Origin of the sequence: Staphylococcus sp. HMSC035D11, assembly GCF_001836075.1 — a bacterium.
Classification (GTDB): Bacteria; Bacillota; Bacilli; order Staphylococcales; family Staphylococcaceae; genus Staphylococcus; species Staphylococcus hominis.
This window is the reverse complement of record NZ_KV827237.1, coordinates 58587-75937: the sequence shown is the minus strand read 5'-3', so window position 1 is coordinate 75937 and position 17351 is coordinate 58587. Positions and strand designations below refer to the sequence as shown.

The following is a 17351-nucleotide window of genomic DNA, read 5'->3' as shown; positions in this document are numbered from 1 at the left end:
TACAGATACTTTATGTCCCAGCCTCTTTTTTAATTCATAAACTAATTTGAGTTATTATTTTGAGTATTTTAAAATAATGACAAGTATTAATTATTTTAGGTTTTTCGTGAATATAAAAACTCTACTCTAAATCAATAAGGAGCGTAAGTTTAGTGTACAGATATTACATCACTTCAGTCGTTATTTTTCTAGTATTTTCACTGATATGTGGTATGGCGCTTGTTGAGGACAATAGTACAAAAGTTTCCGTTGTGGCAGTAGGAGATAATTTAATTCATCCTGTTGTCTATCATGATGCACAACATTCTGATGGTACATTTAATTTTAAGCCAATGTATTCTAACATAAAGAAAGACATAGCTAGTCCTGATTTAGCTTTTGTCAATCAGGAGTCTCCACTTGGTGGGGATGATATTCCATATTCTGGATTTAAACGATTCAATACACCTAGTCAGGTAGCAAGTGATATTGTTGCAACAGGGTTCGATGTGATTAATGGTGCAAATAATCACTCCTTAGATCAAGGAGATCAAGGAATCACAAATCATATACAAACTTGGGAAAAATTTGATCATAACGTATTGTTTACAGGGATATACAATTCGAAAAAAGAGGCGAATCGTGTACATACCATTTCTAAAAATGGTGTAAAAATCAGTGTATTAAGTTATACATACGGAACAAATGATATGGTCTCAAACTATCCATATACAGTAAAAACGTTTGACGAAGCTACTATTAAACAGGATATACGAAAAGCAAAACAACAAAGCGACGTAGTCATGGTGTCGGCACACTGGGGAAATGAAAATCACCATACACCAAATAAGACACAGAAAAAGTACGCTCAATTATTTGCAGATGAAGATGTAGACATCGTCATTGGTACGCACCCACATGTCATTCAACCAGTAAAGTGGGTTAAAGCAAAAGAGCATCACCATAAAACGTTGGTAGCCTATTCTTTAGGTAATTTTTTAAATGGACAGTATAGTGGAGATGAAAATAATCAATTGTTAGGAAGGATAAACTTCGATGTAGTAAAAGAACCTAAAGGTGTACATTTAGAAAATGTTAAATGGACAAGCATGGTCAATCATTATGAACAAGCACGTCCTACCAACAAACAAACACGCCAATATTTTAGAATTTACAATCTAGATGATTACACGCCACAATTAGCGCATAAACATGGTTTACAATCTGATTCAGACAGTGAATGGAATATCAAACATTTACAGGAGATTACAAAGGATGTAATCGATCGAACATTTTTAAATGAAAGAAGTTTATAAAAAAGAGCGACTGTACATGTGCAAATGGTACGTACAGTCGCTTTTGATTTATCTATTTAAATATTCTATCAAGGCACATTATTTATTTTGATTAGCAAAAGCTTTGGAAATATCTCGCAATGTTTGTGGTGCATCATCCCACTTCATTGTCACTTCAGTGAAGTGCATGTGTTCTTGATCTTCGTTTATTTCATCGAAGACAGCCTTTAAATCTTTTGAAGTCTTAACATCATGGACTTTCACGCTATCTCCACCAAATACGTTTGGTAATGCTTTGTAATCCCACATGTTGATATCATTATAGGGCTCTTCCATACCATGAATGAGACGTTCAACAGTATAACCATCATTATTAATTAAAAAAATCACAGGTTTAATATCTTGACGAATCATCGTTGATAACTCTTGAACAGTTAATTGGAATGACCCATCACCAATTAATAAGATATTACGACGGTGTGGATTAGCTAATTGGGAACCTAATGTAGCTGGTAATGTGTAACCAATTGAACCCCATAAAGGTTGACCAATAAATGACATATTTTTAGGTAAAGTTAAACTGTAAGCCCCAAAGAAGGATGTTCCCTGTTCTGCGATTAATATATCATCGCCACCAATAAAGTCTTGCATCATTTTAAAGTAAGTGTCTTGAGTTAACATATCATCAGTTAATTCATAGTCATTTGATTCTGGTTGTTGGTAAGAAGGGAATGAATGTTTATTTGTATAATCTATCGTACTTAACGCTTCTAAGAATTCAGGCAATATAATTTCTTTATCAATCGTATCGTTTAATTTGAATAGACGATGATTAATCATGACCACTTCGTTAATATCAAATTTATATGAAAAGCCTGCAGTAGCTGAGTCAGTTAATTTGGCACCAATATTTAAAATAGCATCGCTATGATCGACATAGTCTTTAATGTCATCTTTAGCAATTTCTCCATCATAAATACCCATATAGTGTGGGTTTTCTTCATTGAATGCCCCTTTACCTAACGATAATTGAACAACTGGAATATTCGTTTTATTTACAAATTGTTCTAATTCATCATGTAAATGGAAACTATTGATTTCATGACCAGTAATAATTAATGGTTGTTTAGCTGAACGTAACTTATCAGCCACCATATCTACATATTGAGATACATCTTGTTGAGGTGTTTTTTCAACTTTGAATGGTTGTTCAACTTCAATATCTGACACTGCTACATCGATTGGTAAGTGAATGTGTACAGGTCGACGTTCTTGAATTGCAGCATTGATTACTCTAGGAATTTCAGTTGTTGCATTTTCAGTTGTAATATAGGCTTGTGCAGTAGTAATAGGTTCAAACATGTGTCGATAACTATCAAAGTGTCCTTCACCTAAAGAGTGATGCACATATTTGCCTGCCTTTTCAACAGCTCTTGTTGGTGCGCCTGTGATAGCAATGACCGGAACACGTTCTGCATAAGCGCCTGCAATACCATTAACAGCACTTAATTCGCCAACGCCAAATGTTGTTACGAGTACGCCTAGTCCATTCATTCGTGCGTAACCATCAGCGGTATAAGCACCATTTAGTTCATTCGTTGTTCCAACCCATTCAACGCCTTCATGACTGACGATGTCATCTAAAAATGCTAGATTAAAATCTCCTGGCACACCAAATATTTTATTGACACCTGCTTCATGTACTGCGTCCATTAAATATTGTCCTACGCGTCGTTTCATATTCAATTCCACCTTTGTATTGCTTTTGTTTACATATATAGAATAAGACTGGTTGTAAATAAAGTCAACATTATTGACCTTTTAATGAAAGTAATTAGAAAATTTACTATAATAATTAATAATGATTTTGAAAAGGAACGAGTGAATATGGATCGAAATAAAAATGATTATGAGCACATGCTATTTTATTTCGCTTATAAAACGTTTGTGACGACTGCAGATGAAATTATCGAAAAATATGGTATGAGTCGACAACATCATCGCTTTTTATTTTTTATCAATAAACTGCCTGGCATTACGATTAAGCAGTTACTAAACACGTTAGAAATATCAAAGCAAGGGTCTCACGCAACATTGAAAAAGTTAAAAGAAGAAGCATTAATTATTGAACAACAATCTGAAGAAGATCGAAGAGTAAAGCAATTATTTCCTACACCTAAAGGAAGTAAACTAGTAGAAAAATTAAACAAAGCACAAGATGAATTAATGCAACAAACGTTCCAAAAAGTTGGAAAAGATTGGTATGCGATTATGGAAGAATTATCGAATTATCGAGAAGGGTTTCAAGATATTAAACATTTAAAGGATGAAAAAGAATCTTAAAAAAGAAACTGAACGGATGTACATTGACAGTTCAGCTGTTTCTATACAATTTTAAGGAGAAAATATATTGTCTATGATCAATAAAAATGAAAAGTTAATTTAACTTATTTCAAAAGAATTAAATATACTTGCATTTAATGTACACCGTACGATAGAATGTTTGATTGTAATAAAACCAAATAATATGGTAGATTACATTATAAAATGTTAAGGGGTTCAATTAAAAGTAACACTAGACTGTCAATAAATATTTTTCACGCATAACGGTTATTTGTTAAAAGTACATAAAAAATGAAAACAATTGAGCGCTAGCCATGTCTTCCTTTACAACAGTTATAAAGAATGCAATTCGAAAGTATATGATTTAATATAAAAGAGGTTAGAGTAAAATAGAATGTTAAGATATCACATGTTAGCATTCTCTTTTCCTAACCTTATTTTATTTATAGAAAGAAATAGTGTAGAATGTGGCAACATATTATATTGCAAGGATATATTTTATATCGTTACTGATTTAATTGAAGGGGCAGTATTTACATATTTACTTGCAGATGTTTTCTTTGCAATATATTGTATAATCTTTATATTTATAACTTTAGAACATTTTATTTTTAATGTATGACCGAGTACCAGTTTTAAAGTTTCTATATGGAATAGGAATATTTGTAGGACGTTTTTTGAGAGTTCATACGGTTGGTTTATTTACATATCCATTAACGATTACGTATCACGTGTTTGATGCTATCAATTTAAAAAGTGTTATTTTGATTATACTTATAGTGTTATTACAACCCACTGTTATATTTTTTGTGAAAGGGGTACGATTAATAAAATGATTCACATACTCCTCCTCTTAGTCATTGTCATTATATTGCAAGTGCTGATGAGACATTGTCTTAATAAAATAGAGTTAGAGTCAAAGTATAAAAACATCATTACTTATATACCATTTGGTTTAGGATTATTTTTTAGTCAAAATGTATATTATGAACGTCAGTATCCACATTGGGAGATACCACTTAAAGAAAAGTTGAATTTAAAATATATTTATCTTCTTACTTTCTTAGAGTTTGTTGCGATATATATTTGTTTATTTGTGATGAAAAATTAAATATTGTTGTCAATACATTCTCTAAAATAACATAAATATAATGCAATTCGTTCGATTGACTTTAAAAATGATATTAAATGAGTGTATAATATATTTATGTCTAGACTTGTTTTTCATGAAACAAATCTAATGTACGCTAAATTTAAAAGGAGTGACAATAATGAAAAAACTTTTAGTTACAACTATTATTGGTTTTGTAGGCTATATTGCTTTCAAAAAATATCAAAACAAAGTAAACGAAATGCCAAATATCGAATATTAATCATATTAACCGAGATATTTCTAATATTGAAATATCTTGGTTTTTTGTCTTAATATGTTGATGTACGAAAGAATTAATTATAATTAAATTGAATCATTTATAGTTAAAAATATTATTAAGTAAAAAAACATAATTGAAAAAGATATCAAAAGAGACCTTGATATACTAGTATTAGGCTCTATTCCAATAAAGATAGCCTAAATGAGATAAAATAAAAAATTAAATAATGATGTAATAAAAGCACTTTAGCAGTTTTACTTGCTAAAGTGCTTTTTTTCTGACCATAAAATAAGACGCTCTTTAATTATAGAGAGCGTCTTATCTATGAGCTACATATTATTGTTGATTTTGATTAGACGTTACATCTTGACCAAAGAAGTCGAAGATGTTTTTCGCGCTATCTGTGTTATCAATGTTACCACGGAATTTATCAGCACCTGGACCATATGCATAAGTATTTACATCTTCACCAGTGTGACCATATGTTGTCCAACCAGTATGAGATGCATCGTTAATTGGTTTTTGGATGGCGTCTTGTAATGTTGTTGTTGCTTCTGCAATTTTTGGATCATCGTCATTTTTAGCTTTATCTTTAACGTCTTTTAATTCTTTCGCTGCATCTTTAACTTTATCTAATTGTTTTTCAGGGAAGTCGACACCATAACCTTCATTGATCACTGTTTCAGGGTCTTTACCTTTAGCAATTTGTTCAGTCATGTAACTGCCAGAATGTTTCATTTTATGAATAGCGTCTGGATTCCATACATAATCTTTACCTTTAGCGATGGATAAACCACCAGTTGAGTGGTCAGCAGTTGCGACAACTAATGTATCTTTATGATTTTTCGCATAGTCGATAGCGTTTTGGAATGCTTTATCGAAACCGCTCATTTCTGACATGACACCAGTGATATCATTAGGATGACCAGATTTATCAATTGAAGCGCCTTCTACCATTAAGAAGAATCCTTTATCATTTTTTTCTAATTTAGATAATGCACTGTCTTCCATATCTGCTAATAATGGATTTTGTTGTGGTGCATCAATTTGTAACGGCATATTTTTTTCAGCAAATAAACCTAATACTTGATCATTTTTAGAGTTAGCTAAGTCAGTTTTATTGGTTACATAGTCGTAACCATCTTTTTGGAATTTCTCAGTTAAATTACCATTTTCTTTACCGAAGTATTTAGAGCCTCCACCTAAGATAACGTCTACTTTATGTTGGCCATTAATTTTATCATTATAAAATTGTTGTGCAATTTCATCTTTTTTATCACGATCATCTACATGTGCCGCATACACAGCTGGGGTTGCATCAGTGACTTCTGCTGTTGTCACTAAACCAGTTGATTTACCTTGTTCTTTAGCATATTCTAATACTGATTTTAAAGGTTTTTTATCATTATCTACAGAGATTGAACCATTATATGTTTTATGACCTGTAGCGAAAGCTGTACCACCTGCAGCTGAATCAGTTACATTTTCTTTAGGATCATTAGGGTTAGTACGGTTAGTCCCTTTTAAATATTTATCAAAAGCAGTTTGATCTAATTCTTTGGTATTAGGATTATCTGCATAATAACGGTAAGCTGAATTATAAGAAGGACCCATACCATCTCCAACCATGAAAATCACATTTTTAGGATTTTTAGTGTTACCGATGGCCATGTAATCGCCATCTTGACCTTGTTGACCTTGAGCACCTTGTCCAGCACCAGATGCAAATGATACATGTGTTGTACCTAATACTGAAGCAGCTAGGATTGAAGTTGCTACTGTGGTTTTTCCAAATTTATTAATAAAACTCATAATTAAAAAAGCCCCCTAATATGTAAAATATAGATTACTTACATATTTATATTAAGAAACTTTATTTGATTTGAAGTAAGTATTTAGTAAACTTTAGTTTAAGGTATTGTAAAAAATTATTAATTTATCATATTCTATGATTTAATAAATTAATTTAATATAAAGAATTGAAAATGTATGCTATAATAATATTAAATAAAATAGTTTAATCTTATTAAGAGTAAGTGGAGGGAATTGGCCCTATGAAACTTCAGCAACTGCGCTTTGCGTGAGGTGCTACATCCAACAGGATTTTCCTGAAAGATAAGAAGATGTCGACAAGCGCTTCTTATTTAAGGAGGGCTATTTTATTTACCCAAATTAAAAAAAGGTGGTAAACATATGACAACATTACAAGAACTATTTAAAGAATTAGATGATTGGAAACAGCATAGTCCTAAAAGTTGGGCAGGGAGTATTGGAAGAATAGCAAAAATCAATGATATCAAAAGACAAATTAAAGAAGCGATCACCATAGAAGATATTAGAAAGTATATTTTAAATAAAGAAGATTAAAAGTAAAAGAAGCATGGGAGTGAGACGGCGTATTCAAAATGAATTCGAATCTCGCTCCTTACTTTTTTATGAAACAGTTAATCTCGAATATATTCAATTTAAAGAAAAAGCGTTAAAATAAAGTTAAAGAAATCATGTCATTAATAAATATATAGAGGTGAATCAATAATGATATTCGTAATGTTATCTCCTTTACTGATAATTGGATTTATCGCATTATCTATTATGGAAGAAAGAAAACGTAAGAAAAAAACGAAACATAAAGAAAATGAATTTGAACAAGAAAAAAATAAAATGTCTATTCCTAATGACAATAATGATCATGATGCAAAATAAAGGATGAAAAAAATGAAAGTATTGATTGTCGAAGATGATTTCGTCATTGCAGAAAGTCTAGGAAATGAACTCTCACATTGGAACTATGAGGTGAGTATTGCTAAGCAGTTCGATAATATTCTCGAAGAATTTAAAACTTCAGAACCTGAACTTGTGTTATTAGATATTAATTTACCTACATTTAATGGTTATCATTGGTGCCAAGAGATACGTAAAGTATCTAATGTCCCAATTATTTTCATTAGTTCGCGTACTGACAATATGGATCAAATTATGGCAATTCAAATGGGCGGAGATGACTTTATTGAAAAACCATTTAATTTATCACTTACTATAGCGAAAATTCAAGCATTGCTACGTAGAACATATGATTTAACGGTTTCAAATAATGAGATTACTGTTAAAGGGTGTAAGCTCGTTGTTGATGAAGCCACACTTTACTACAACGATGACTCTGTACAACTTTCGTTTACTGAACTACAAATTTTGAATAAATTATTTCAAAATGAAGGGAAATATGTCAGTCGTACAGCAATCATTGAAAAATGTTGGGAATCGGAGAATTTTATTGATGATAATACGTTAGCAGTAAATATGACACGCCTACGTAAAAAACTGCAATCTATCGGTATTGTTGATTTCATTGAGACAAAGAAAAATGTAGGGTATAAGGTGTAAATATGATGTTAAAAGCATTTATAAAATCGATACGTCATCAAATGATGATAGTAGCATTATTTCTATTACTTTTTTTGGTGATTTTCTTTCTTTTTAATTTGCCTTTCAACGCATTCTTTCTAGGTATGGCAATTATTCTTTTCATAATGATTATTTTTTGGTTGATTCAACTTAGTGGATTTCAAGAAGCAGTGTCTTTAAAAGAAGAAGTTGCTGACTTAGAAGATGAATTACAACGTGTAAAAAATGAACAATCTGCATACCAAGTCAATGTTGAGAACTATTTTTTAACATGGGTGCATCAAATGAAGACACCTATTACCGCTTCGAAACTCCTTTTAGAAAGAAATGAAGATAATGTAGTGAATCGCGTGCGTCAAGAAATTATACAAATTGATAACTATACGAGTCTTGCACTTAGCTATTTAAAATTAATGAATCAAGAAACGGATATGTCCTTTTCGAAAGTAGTCATTAATGATCTCGTTAAACCTCTTATTATGAAATATTCGATTCAATTCATCGACCAAAAAACAAACATTCATTACACACGTTGTGAAGATGAAGTACTTACTGATGTTCAATGGTGTACAATCATGATAGAACAAATTCTTAATAATGCTTTGAAATATGCACGTGGTAAAGACATTTGGATTACGTTTAACAACGAAAATCGTGTGCTATCTATACGAGATAATGGTGTAGGAATTAGTAAAGCCGATCTTCCCAAAATCTTCGATAAAGGCTACTCGGGCTATAACGGAAGACTTAATCAACATTCAAGTGGCATTGGATTATTTATTGTTAAACATATATCGGCACATTTACATCATAAAGTAGAAGTGTCTTCAACGCTCAATGAAGGAACTACATTTGACATACATTTCCCAGAAAATAATTAAACTTTCAATAATGTAAGGACAACCAGTAACATTTTTAAGAAATGATTAATGTTACTGGTTTCTTTTTGTTTTATGATAGTAGTAAGTGATAAATTAAAGAGTTTAATGAAAAGAAAGGAAGCATGGATATCATGTTGTTAGACGTGAATAATGTAAAAAAAACATTTGGGAGAGGTCTGAATGCTACTACCGCATTAAATGGCATTTCATTTAATGTGGATAGGGGTGAATTTGTAGCAATTATGGGTGAATCTGGATCTGGGAAATCCACTTTACTTAATTTAATTGCAACTTATGATAAAACTACTGAAGGTACGATAACGATTGACGAGCAAAATATCCGTCAATTGCGTAATAAAGAAATCGCATATTTCCGTCGAGATCATTTAGGTTTTGTCTTTCAAGACTTTAACATTTTGCCGACAATGACAAATAAAGATAATATCTTAATGCCGCTTGTACTTGCGAATCGCTCACATCAGATGATGCGTCATCGTCTCTATCGCTTAAGTTATCAATTACATATTGAACCACTGCTTAATAAATATCCTTTTGAAATATCAGGAGGAGAACAACAACGCGTGGCTATCTGTCGAGCACTGATTAATGAACCGGATTTGTTACTCGCAGATGAGCCTACAGGTGCACTTGATTCTAAAACATCTAAAACGATTATGGAACTATTTAGAGATATTAATAAAAATGAGCAAACCATTTTAATGGTGACACATTCGGCTGTGGATGCTTCTTATGCCAAACGTATTTTGTTCATTAAAGATGGCCGTTTATATCATGAAATTTATCGAGGGGAGGAACTACAATCAGAGTTTCAAAAACGTATTGCTGATAGTTTAGCAATGCTTCACGAAAGAGGTGATTAAAATGACCTTTCGCTTGGTTTGGACGTTAGTCATTCAGAATTTTAAGACACAGCGTCATATTATAATTCCATTTATTCTAGTAATCAGTATATTATTTGGTATTGAATTTATTTTATTATCCTTAAACATGAATACTTCGCTTCATAAGCATAGTGATGTTATTCCAGTTTTTATTAGTATAGGAAATTTTTTTATGTGTCTATTTGGACTCCTTTTTATTCTTTATGCTAATCGTTTTATTATGCGACATCGTCAAAAAGAGCTGGCCATGAATATGATTTTGGGTATGGAAAAAAAGCATTTTAGGTTAATGCTGTTTATAGAAGGAATATATCAATATATTATCATTGGGTGTCTAAGTATTATAGGTGGTTATTTATTTGGTGCATTAACTTATATGTCGTTAAATAGAATATTAGGTTATACACATGTATCTTTAAAAAAATATCCATTTGATATAAGTGCAATGAGATACACCTTATTGATGTTAGCAATAATGATGCTATTTTTATTTATTGTCAATAATATAAAAATCACTTTTCAAAGTCCTATTAAGTTAATACAACAACAACATCCAACGGAAAAACAATGGTCCAAACCTTTACTCTATATCTTATTGATTGTTGGGATTATAACTGTTGTTGACAGTTATATGATTGCCTTAAAAGATACACTCATTTTGGTTTCACTACGTAATATTTTTATTGCCCTTATTTTAGTGACAATAGGAACGTATTGCTTATTTATATCATTGAGTGTCTTAGTGATAGATTGGCTTCAAAAGATTCCAAGTATTTATTATCGACCTAAATATTTTTTTACTATTTCTGGATTACGTTCAAGAATGAATTCTAATTCTATTGGTTTGGCTAGTTTAACCATGCTATGTACTTTTCTTATTGTGACTCTAGGAATGAGCGTCGCTACATATCGTAGTGTAGACCAACGTGCGAATCATTTAATGCCAACACAATATCGTATTGAATTGAGTGGAGATGTGCATCATAGTACTACGAGCAAACACAAAGTACGTCAGCTAGAAAATGAGATTAAGAGACATACTGATATTGATGCTTTCAGAGAATATACAAGTGGAAGTGTTGCAGTCACTTATAAGAAGGGTTCATTTGTAAAGCGAGATAATGAAAACAGTCCATTGGATTTAAATAGTATATATTTAATTGTAATGAATCAGAAAGATTACAATACAATCAATCATACGCACCTGCGACTTAAACATAATGAAATGGGAATATTAGCGAATCATTTCATGTTTCAAAAATTAGACCATATCAAATTAATGAATCAAACATTTAAAACAAATCAGTTAAAAGGAGATCATTTTTCATTTCCAGTTCCAGGTGGAGTCACACTTGTTACTCATAATGTAAATCAACAACGTCAATTGATTCATTATTATCAAACAACAGCAAATATTAACTCATACATTGCTTTTAATCTTAAAACAAAAGATACACAGTCCATAGATCATATTAAGTCTAAATTGATGAAACAATATGATATTCAAATTGATAATAAAGATGAATTAAATAAGGATATGTTTGATATTTATGGTGGTCTCATTTTTGTTGGAACTATTGTTTCTTTAGTCTTAATGATTGGTACATTTACGATGATGTATTACAAAAATATTGCTGAGGGATATGAAGATCGGAAAAACTATCGAATTATGCGTCAAGTAGGTTTAGAAGAAGAACGAATTAAATCTGTTATTAATGACCAAGTGGTTATTATTTTTACTTTACCTATTATAATATCTATGATACATGTACTATGTGCTTCTAAAATGATTTATACTTTGCTTGGTATTTTAGATGTTAATGATATAAAATTATTTTTAACAACTTATATTGGTGTCTTAGTGTTCGTAATGATAATCTATGCTTTGATGTATGTAATGACGTCTCGTGTATATTATCGTCTCATTCATCGTTGATATATTAGTAAAAAGAAATCCTCATTCTTATATATAAATGAGTGTAAGACTTTAGACAGTAGGGTATAAGGATAAAAAAGGAGGCGGAATAATGGCGAAACAATATGATGATGCAACAATTAGAAATAGTAACAATAACATTAAACGTACTGGGGAACACGTTCTTACTTGGATAGGTGTTGCGATTCAAGCATTAGTTGCAATTATGTTTTTAATGATTAAACCATTTATTGGTAATGCTGATTTTAAAGAACAAATTATTAACGAAACACAAAAGCAAGGCAATGAGGTTTCTATAACAGAAATAAATAAGGGTATGGATGCATTAGGTGGTTTATTTAATTTCTTTACATGGGGCGCGTTCATTCCATTAATTCTTGCAATTATTGGTGGTATTTTAATTAATAAAAAACCTAAACTTGCAGGTATCTTATTAATTATTGCAGGTATTTTAGCGATTGCTACAAACTGGATCAGTTTAATTTTATGGTTAATTGCAGGTATTATGTTACTTGTTCGTAAACCTAAGCATGACATGTATGGCAATGCTGATTATAATGATCATTACAAAAGAGATCATCATGATGTAAATGCAAATAATAATGCATTCATTTTGAATGAAGAAGAAGAAAAACAGCAACAACGTTATATTAAAGATCATTATTCAAATAAAGATCAAGCAGCGGACAATAATAATGAAAGAGAGCACGATACACACGTAAATGATTCAAAGGATGACGACTATCGTGATCAACGTTATTCAAATCATAAAACGAATAAACGAAGTAATGATTTTATTCAAGATGAAGCAAGAAAGCTTCAAGAAGAAAAAGATAACGATCCATACAAATATTAATAATATGATATATAAAAGCGATGGTATTCCTAAGTTAATACCATCGCTTTTTACGTTAATTTCTACTATATGGTTTGGATAAAATATATTAGACATTAAATTAAATCTAAGTGTTCTCTTAGTGTAGAACCTTTATACTGATGTCGATATAAGCCACGACGTTGTAATTCAGGTACAATGAGTGTAACTACGTCGTTTAAACTATCTGGTAAAGAAGGTGGCATTAAGTTAAATCCATCTGCAACACCTGCATTAAACCAGCGTTCCATTTCATCTACAATTTCTTTTGGCGTACCTATGAGTGTCAGATGTCCACCACCCGCATTAAGGTAACTTAGCAGTTCTCTTACAGTAGGTTGCTTATCTTGAATAATTTCTAAGATGGTTTCATATCGACCGACGGGACCGTTAAACTCTTCTAAGGAAGGTAGTTTAGGCACAGGAGCATCTAATTCCCACTGACTACAGTCTTGTTGAATGAAAAAACTGAGTTGCTTTAAAGCGGCTTTGATAGGAAGTCGTTGATCAAGTTCTGCTTTCTTTTTCAATGCTTCTTCATGTGTATGACCCACATAAGTGACTAGTCCAGGAAACACTTTAATATAACGCTGATGGTCACGTTGTGCCATTTCACTATCTAAGCGCTCGCGATACCGTTTTGCTTGCTTCATATTCCAAGAAACGGAATATACTGCATCTGCATATTTTGTAGCTAATGCAATACCTTGTTTAGAGGCACCTGCTTGCATCGCCACAGGTTTTCCCTGAATGCTACTTGGTGTTGTCAATGGTCCATGAACTTGAAAATATTTGCCATTGTGGTGAAGCGGTTTGATGTTGCGATTGATCATTGTATGGTGATGCCGGTTGGGTTTGAAATCTTCAGTATGCCAAGAATCAAACAATCCATTCATGACTTGAGCAAACTCTTCAGCCTTCTTATAGCGTTCATCATGATTAGGTAGATGATCCATGCTGTGATTTTGAGCTTCGGCATCTGTCATGGAAGTGACTAAATTCCATCCCACTCGTCCACCACTAATATGATCTAAACTAAGTAACTGACGTGCTGCAGTGAATGGATTAGAAAATGTACTTGAAATCGTAGGAACTAATCCAATATGTTGTGTGACTTGAGATATAGCAGTTAAGTTAATCAGTGGATCAAACCAAAAACTTGGCATCGACGTATAGCTAGGGATAAAAGACTGGTTATCTGCGAAAAAAACTACGTCTAACAGTCCTTTTTCAGATAACTGGGCTAATTCTTGATAGTAATGAATATCACCGAGACGTTCAATACTTGAATTGGGAAGTTGCCAAGCAGCTTGATGATGACCACATCCATAGATTAATACACCGAGATGAAGTTGATGTTGATGAGTCAATTTAATTTCTCACTCCAATGTTCATTTTATTTCTATTCTAAGCTAAGGAAGACCAGACCTATATTAATTCATGGTTAAACCACCATCGACAGTAATATTTTGACCAGTCATACCATCTGCAGCTTCGCTACTTAAATAAGCAACCATATTAGCAACATCTTGTGGGGTAGTCACCTTACGTAATGGAGTCGTCTGTGCAATTAAATCAAAAACATCTGGTGTAGTGACAGCACTAGCATCAGTTGTTTTAAGCAATCCTCCTGACACTACATTAGCAGTAATACCATATTGCCCTAATTCGGCTGCAACATTACGCGTGAATCCAATCAACCCAGCTTTAGCTGTTGTGTATTCATGATATGGGACAACGGGATGTTGATACAAATTTGTGCCAATGCTTACAATGGCACCAGAACCACGCTCTATAAATTGTGGAATGACACTTTGAGTAACATTAAAAGCGCCTTTTAGGGTACCGTCAATTTGTTGTTGGTAGTCTTCCCATGCTAAGTCTTTAAAGGCCTTTTGTGCATTAGGATCGAATTTAAAATTAACTAATGCGTTATTGACCACAACGTCAATTTTTCCAAAATGATGTGTTGCCTCATTAACTAAACGATCAACTTCATCACGTTGTGTGACATTTGCTTGAATTGCGATAGCTTTGTCACCAAGCTCCTTTGCAAGTGCCTCAGCCGCTTCACGACTTTGATTGTAATTAATGATCACTTCAAATCCTTGTGTAGCTAATGTTTTCACAATGACCGCACCTAAACCACGGCTACTTCCAGTTACTAATACTGTTCTCGTCATAAATATCGTGCCTCCATTTACTTCATTTACAGCAAAAAAATATGCAACCTTCGCGTTAGGAAAGTTGCATTAAAATAGATCTATCATTATTGAGAACAGTTTGACACATCTCAACAGGTCATCTTATTTTATACGACACTTTCCTACGCTAGTATAAGCTAGTTCAGGTTCAAAGGGTTTGAGGTTACACCTCATCTCAGTTTTAAAACACCCCTAGTGCATATGATTTAACTATAGTTTCACTTTATGACTTCTATTATGAGAAGTCAAGCGCTTCCATTAAAGAATATATTGATTACTTTTTTATTTGAATATAAAAATAAAAATTTATATAATTTATTTTTATAATAATTTTCAATTATATGATTGAAAATCAGATATACCGTGGTTAAAATAGAAGTTACACTAAATAGGTGCTTTATAGGATAAGTAATAAACAGTTTAACGTTGAATGAAGATTTAACGTTTTTATTTTTTACAAATAAAATATTGAGGAGAGCGACACGTATTATGAATTGGCTAGCAATTATTTTATTTTTAGCCGTTGTTATGGGGGTCAGTCTTTATGCGTTTTGGCGTTCAAGAAAAATAAAGACTGATAGTGCAGATGGCTATTTTATGGGAGGCAATAGTTTAACAGGATTTACGATTGCCTCAACGATTATTATGACTAATCTATCTACAGAACAAATTGTAGGACAGAATGGTCAAAGTTATGGTAAGGGTATGGAAGTGATGGCTTGGGAAGTCACAGCTGCTGTAGCAGTTGTCTTACTTGCATGGATATTCTTACCAAAATATTTAAGGTACGGTGTGGATACCATTTCTGAATTACTTGAAATGCGTTATGGTACCTTTACTAAACGTTTCGTTTCTATATTATTTATTTTCACTTATGTTGTATCATTTTTACCAGTTGTCTTATACTCTGGTTCATTAGTATTTAATAAAATGTTTAATATTGGAAAATACTTAGGAGTAAGTGATGCAACAGCAACGATTATTATTGCATTTGTCATTGGTGCAGTAGGTGTTATCTATTTATTCATTGGTGGTTTATCACTGAGTGCATTTAGTGATTCAATCTATGGTGTTGGATTAATTATAGGTGGTTTGATTATTACAATTTTAGGTTTACATCATTTAGGTGATGGGAATTTTGTAAAAGGATTCGACCATATGGTCCAACGTACGCCTGAAAAACTAAACGCTTTTGGAGCCATTGATTCAGATGTTGTTCCATGGCCAACATTATTCTTTGGTATGTTCTTTAATAATTTATTCTTTTGGTGTGCGAATCAAATGATTGTACAAAAAGCCTTAGCTGGTAAGAATTTAAAAGAAGCACAAAAAGGTGCGATATATTTAAGTTTATTCAAGGTATTTGGTCCTATTTTTACAGTGATTCCTGGCGTTATTGCATATAATTATTTCAATGGGGGTATAACATCTAATGATAATGCTTATCCTGCATTGATTCAGGCGATTTTACCTGATTGGGGCTATGGTCTATTCGGAGCAGTTATTTTTGGAGCCATATTAAGTTCATTTGTTGGATCATTAAACAGTACAACAACACTCTTTACTTTAGACTTTTATAAACCTATTTTTGGTAAGCGTGCTTCAGATCAACATATTGCACGTGTCGGTCATATCGCGACAGTTGTGATTGGCATTATTGTAGTAGGTATATCTCCACTTATTGCCCTTTTCCCAAGTGGATTATATGCGATTGTGCAACAGTTCAATGGTGTATATAGTATGCCAGTACTTGCATTGGTCTTAGTTGCATTTTATTCTAAGCACACATCTAAACTAGGCGCTAAAGTAGCTTTAGTTACACACATTGTGTTATATGCTGCAATTAGTTTTATGGTGCCACAATTAAATTATCTATATACTTTTAGTTTTATGTTCTTTATTGATTTAGCTATTATACTTGTCTTTAATAAATTTAAACCTTCCAATACGTTTGACTTAAATACTAATAAAGCTAAAGTGGATCTTACACCTTGGAAATATCGTTATATTACAGGCGGTATTGTTCTAGGTTTAGTAGTACTTGCTTACATTATCTTTTCACCACTTGTACTTGCTAAATAATTATTTATAAATAGGTGTACGTTTGAAAAGAGTAGACTTTTTCGACGTACACCTTACTTTTTATATTTATAAAGAAAGGA

General features: G+C 32.2%; 16 protein-coding genes and 2 riboswitches. Of the genes, 12 read left to right on the top strand and 4 right to left on the bottom strand.

The window, feature by feature from the left end:
• The first annotated feature begins 212 nt into the window (after positions 1-212).
• Positions 213-1295, top strand: a complete 1083-nt coding sequence (locus tag HMPREF2647_RS05450) for a CapA family protein (protein WP_083297549.1) — start codon at positions 213-215, stop codon at positions 1293-1295.
• A gap of 78 nt (positions 1296-1373) precedes the next feature.
• Here HMPREF2647_RS05450 and HMPREF2647_RS05445 read toward each other — a convergent pair whose 3' ends face one another.
• The gene (locus HMPREF2647_RS05445; protein WP_070859697.1) at positions 1374-3014 is read right to left on the bottom strand and encodes an alpha-keto acid decarboxylase family protein; all 1641 of its coding nucleotides are present in this window, start codon (positions 3012-3014) and stop codon (positions 1374-1376) included.
• Positions 3015-3161: 147 nt separating this feature from the next.
• Between HMPREF2647_RS05445 and HMPREF2647_RS05440 the strand changes: the two genes are divergently transcribed.
• The 3 genes from HMPREF2647_RS05440 to HMPREF2647_RS11000 all read left to right on the top strand — a co-directional run bounded on the left by HMPREF2647_RS05440 (position 3162) and on the right by HMPREF2647_RS11000 (position 4990).
• Positions 3162-3617 (top strand): MarR family winged helix-turn-helix transcriptional regulator, encoded by a 456-nt coding sequence (locus tag HMPREF2647_RS05440; protein WP_017175474.1) that lies wholly within the window; start codon positions 3162-3164, stop codon positions 3615-3617.
• A gap of 614 nt (positions 3618-4231) precedes the next feature.
• Positions 4232-4453 carry a DUF1361 domain-containing protein gene (locus HMPREF2647_RS11450; RefSeq protein ID WP_242269244.1) on the top strand — a complete coding sequence of 74 codons (222 nt, stop codon included), beginning with the start codon at positions 4232-4234 and terminating at the stop codon, positions 4451-4453.
• A 435-nt stretch (positions 4454-4888) separates the two neighbouring features.
• Positions 4889-4990, top strand: a complete 102-nt coding sequence (locus HMPREF2647_RS11000) for an SE2200 family small protein (RefSeq protein WP_017175470.1) — start codon at positions 4889-4891, stop codon at positions 4988-4990.
• Between the two features lie 336 nt (positions 4991-5326).
• Here the strand turns inward: HMPREF2647_RS11000 and HMPREF2647_RS05430 are convergent, their stop codons facing one another.
• Positions 5327-6802, bottom strand: coding sequence for an alkaline phosphatase (locus HMPREF2647_RS05430; RefSeq protein ID WP_049420727.1), 1476 nt, complete (start codon positions 6800-6802; stop codon positions 5327-5329).
• A gap of 208 nt (positions 6803-7010) precedes the next feature.
• Positions 7011-7112: riboswitch (SAM riboswitch) on the top strand.
• Positions 7113-7183: 71 nt separating this feature from the next.
• Here HMPREF2647_RS05430 and HMPREF2647_RS11295 point away from each other — a divergent pair.
• The 7 genes from HMPREF2647_RS11295 (at position 7184) to HMPREF2647_RS05405 (ending at position 12967) form a co-directional block, all read left to right on the top strand.
• Positions 7184-7357 (top strand): hypothetical protein, encoded by a 174-nt coding sequence (locus tag HMPREF2647_RS11295; RefSeq protein ID WP_017175468.1) that lies wholly within the window; start codon positions 7184-7186, stop codon positions 7355-7357.
• A gap of 168 nt (positions 7358-7525) precedes the next feature.
• Positions 7526-7693, top strand: coding sequence for a hypothetical protein (locus HMPREF2647_RS11290; RefSeq protein WP_162837121.1), 168 nt, complete (start codon positions 7526-7528; stop codon positions 7691-7693).
• A 12-nt stretch (positions 7694-7705) separates the two neighbouring features.
• Positions 7706-8371, top strand: a complete 666-nt coding sequence (locus HMPREF2647_RS05425; protein WP_049434766.1) for a response regulator transcription factor — start codon at positions 7706-7708, stop codon at positions 8369-8371.
• Between the two features lie 5 nt (positions 8372-8376).
• Entirely contained in the window at positions 8377-9273 is an 897-nt protein-coding gene (locus HMPREF2647_RS05420) for a sensor histidine kinase (RefSeq protein ID WP_049382137.1), read from the top strand.
• Positions 9274-9404: 131 nt separating this feature from the next.
• Positions 9405-10154 (top strand): ABC transporter ATP-binding protein, encoded by a 750-nt coding sequence (locus HMPREF2647_RS05415; protein WP_049382136.1) that lies wholly within the window; start codon positions 9405-9407, stop codon positions 10152-10154.
• 1 nt (position 10155) lies between these two features.
• On the top strand, positions 10156-12111 hold the full coding sequence (locus tag HMPREF2647_RS05410) for an FtsX-like permease family protein (RefSeq protein WP_070859694.1): 1956 nt from the start codon (positions 10156-10158) through the stop codon (positions 12109-12111).
• Positions 12112-12202: 91 nt separating this feature from the next.
• Positions 12203-12967, top strand: a complete 765-nt coding sequence (locus HMPREF2647_RS05405) for a DUF4064 domain-containing protein (RefSeq protein ID WP_070859692.1) — start codon at positions 12203-12205, stop codon at positions 12965-12967.
• Positions 12968-13062: 95 nt separating this feature from the next.
• On the opposite strand, the gene HMPREF2647_RS05400 is transcribed toward HMPREF2647_RS05405, so the two are convergent.
• Together HMPREF2647_RS05400 and HMPREF2647_RS05395 are read right to left on the bottom strand one after the other, a co-directional pair.
• Complete coding sequence (locus HMPREF2647_RS05400) at positions 13063-14355, bottom strand: LLM class flavin-dependent oxidoreductase (protein WP_049417972.1); 1293 nt, start codon at positions 14353-14355, stop codon at positions 13063-13065.
• 63 nt (positions 14356-14418) lie between these two features.
• Positions 14419-15168 (bottom strand): 3-oxoacyl-ACP reductase, encoded by a 750-nt coding sequence (locus tag HMPREF2647_RS05395; RefSeq protein WP_070859690.1) that lies wholly within the window; start codon positions 15166-15168, stop codon positions 14419-14421.
• 123 nt (positions 15169-15291) lie between these two features.
• A riboswitch (TPP riboswitch) is annotated at positions 15292-15393 on the bottom strand.
• Positions 15394-15678: 285 nt separating this feature from the next.
• Here HMPREF2647_RS05395 and HMPREF2647_RS05390 point away from each other — a divergent pair.
• Entirely contained in the window at positions 15679-17271 is a 1593-nt protein-coding gene (locus HMPREF2647_RS05390; RefSeq protein ID WP_070859688.1) for a solute:sodium symporter family transporter, read from the top strand.
• Positions 17272-17351 lie beyond the last annotated feature (80 nt).

Excerpts from the sequence above, each read along its gene's own strand:
- HMPREF2647_RS05450 (WP_083297549.1), top strand. The coding sequence starts at position 213 with ATGGCGCTTGTTGAGGACAATAGTACAAAAGTTTCCGTTGTGGCAGTA.
- HMPREF2647_RS05445 (WP_070859697.1), bottom strand. The coding sequence starts at position 3,014 with ATGAAACGACGCGTAGGACAATATTTAATGGACGCAGTACATGAAGCA.
- HMPREF2647_RS05440 (WP_017175474.1), top strand. The coding sequence starts at position 3,162 with ATGGATCGAAATAAAAATGATTATGAGCACATGCTATTTTATTTCGCT.
- HMPREF2647_RS11450 (WP_242269244.1), top strand. The coding sequence starts at position 4,232 with ATGTATGACCGAGTACCAGTTTTAAAGTTTCTATATGGAATAGGAATA.
- HMPREF2647_RS11000 (WP_017175470.1), top strand. The coding sequence starts at position 4,889 with ATGAAAAAACTTTTAGTTACAACTATTATTGGTTTTGTAGGCTATATT.
- HMPREF2647_RS05430 (WP_049420727.1), bottom strand. The coding sequence starts at position 6,802 with ATGAGTTTTATTAATAAATTTGGAAAAACCACAGTAGCAACTTCAATC.
- HMPREF2647_RS11295 (WP_017175468.1), top strand. The coding sequence starts at position 7,184 with ATGACAACATTACAAGAACTATTTAAAGAATTAGATGATTGGAAACAG.
- HMPREF2647_RS11290 (WP_162837121.1), top strand. The coding sequence starts at position 7,526 with ATGATATTCGTAATGTTATCTCCTTTACTGATAATTGGATTTATCGCA.
- HMPREF2647_RS05425 (WP_049434766.1), top strand. The coding sequence starts at position 7,706 with ATGAAAGTATTGATTGTCGAAGATGATTTCGTCATTGCAGAAAGTCTA.
- HMPREF2647_RS05420 (WP_049382137.1), top strand. The coding sequence starts at position 8,377 with ATGTTAAAAGCATTTATAAAATCGATACGTCATCAAATGATGATAGTA.
- HMPREF2647_RS05415 (WP_049382136.1), top strand. The coding sequence starts at position 9,405 with ATGTTGTTAGACGTGAATAATGTAAAAAAAACATTTGGGAGAGGTCTG.
- HMPREF2647_RS05410 (WP_070859694.1), top strand. The coding sequence starts at position 10,156 with ATGACCTTTCGCTTGGTTTGGACGTTAGTCATTCAGAATTTTAAGACA.
- HMPREF2647_RS05405 (WP_070859692.1), top strand. The coding sequence starts at position 12,203 with ATGGCGAAACAATATGATGATGCAACAATTAGAAATAGTAACAATAAC.
- HMPREF2647_RS05395 (WP_070859690.1), bottom strand. The coding sequence starts at position 15,168 with ATGACGAGAACAGTATTAGTAACTGGAAGTAGCCGTGGTTTAGGTGCG.
- HMPREF2647_RS05390 (WP_070859688.1), top strand. The coding sequence starts at position 15,679 with ATGAATTGGCTAGCAATTATTTTATTTTTAGCCGTTGTTATGGGGGTC.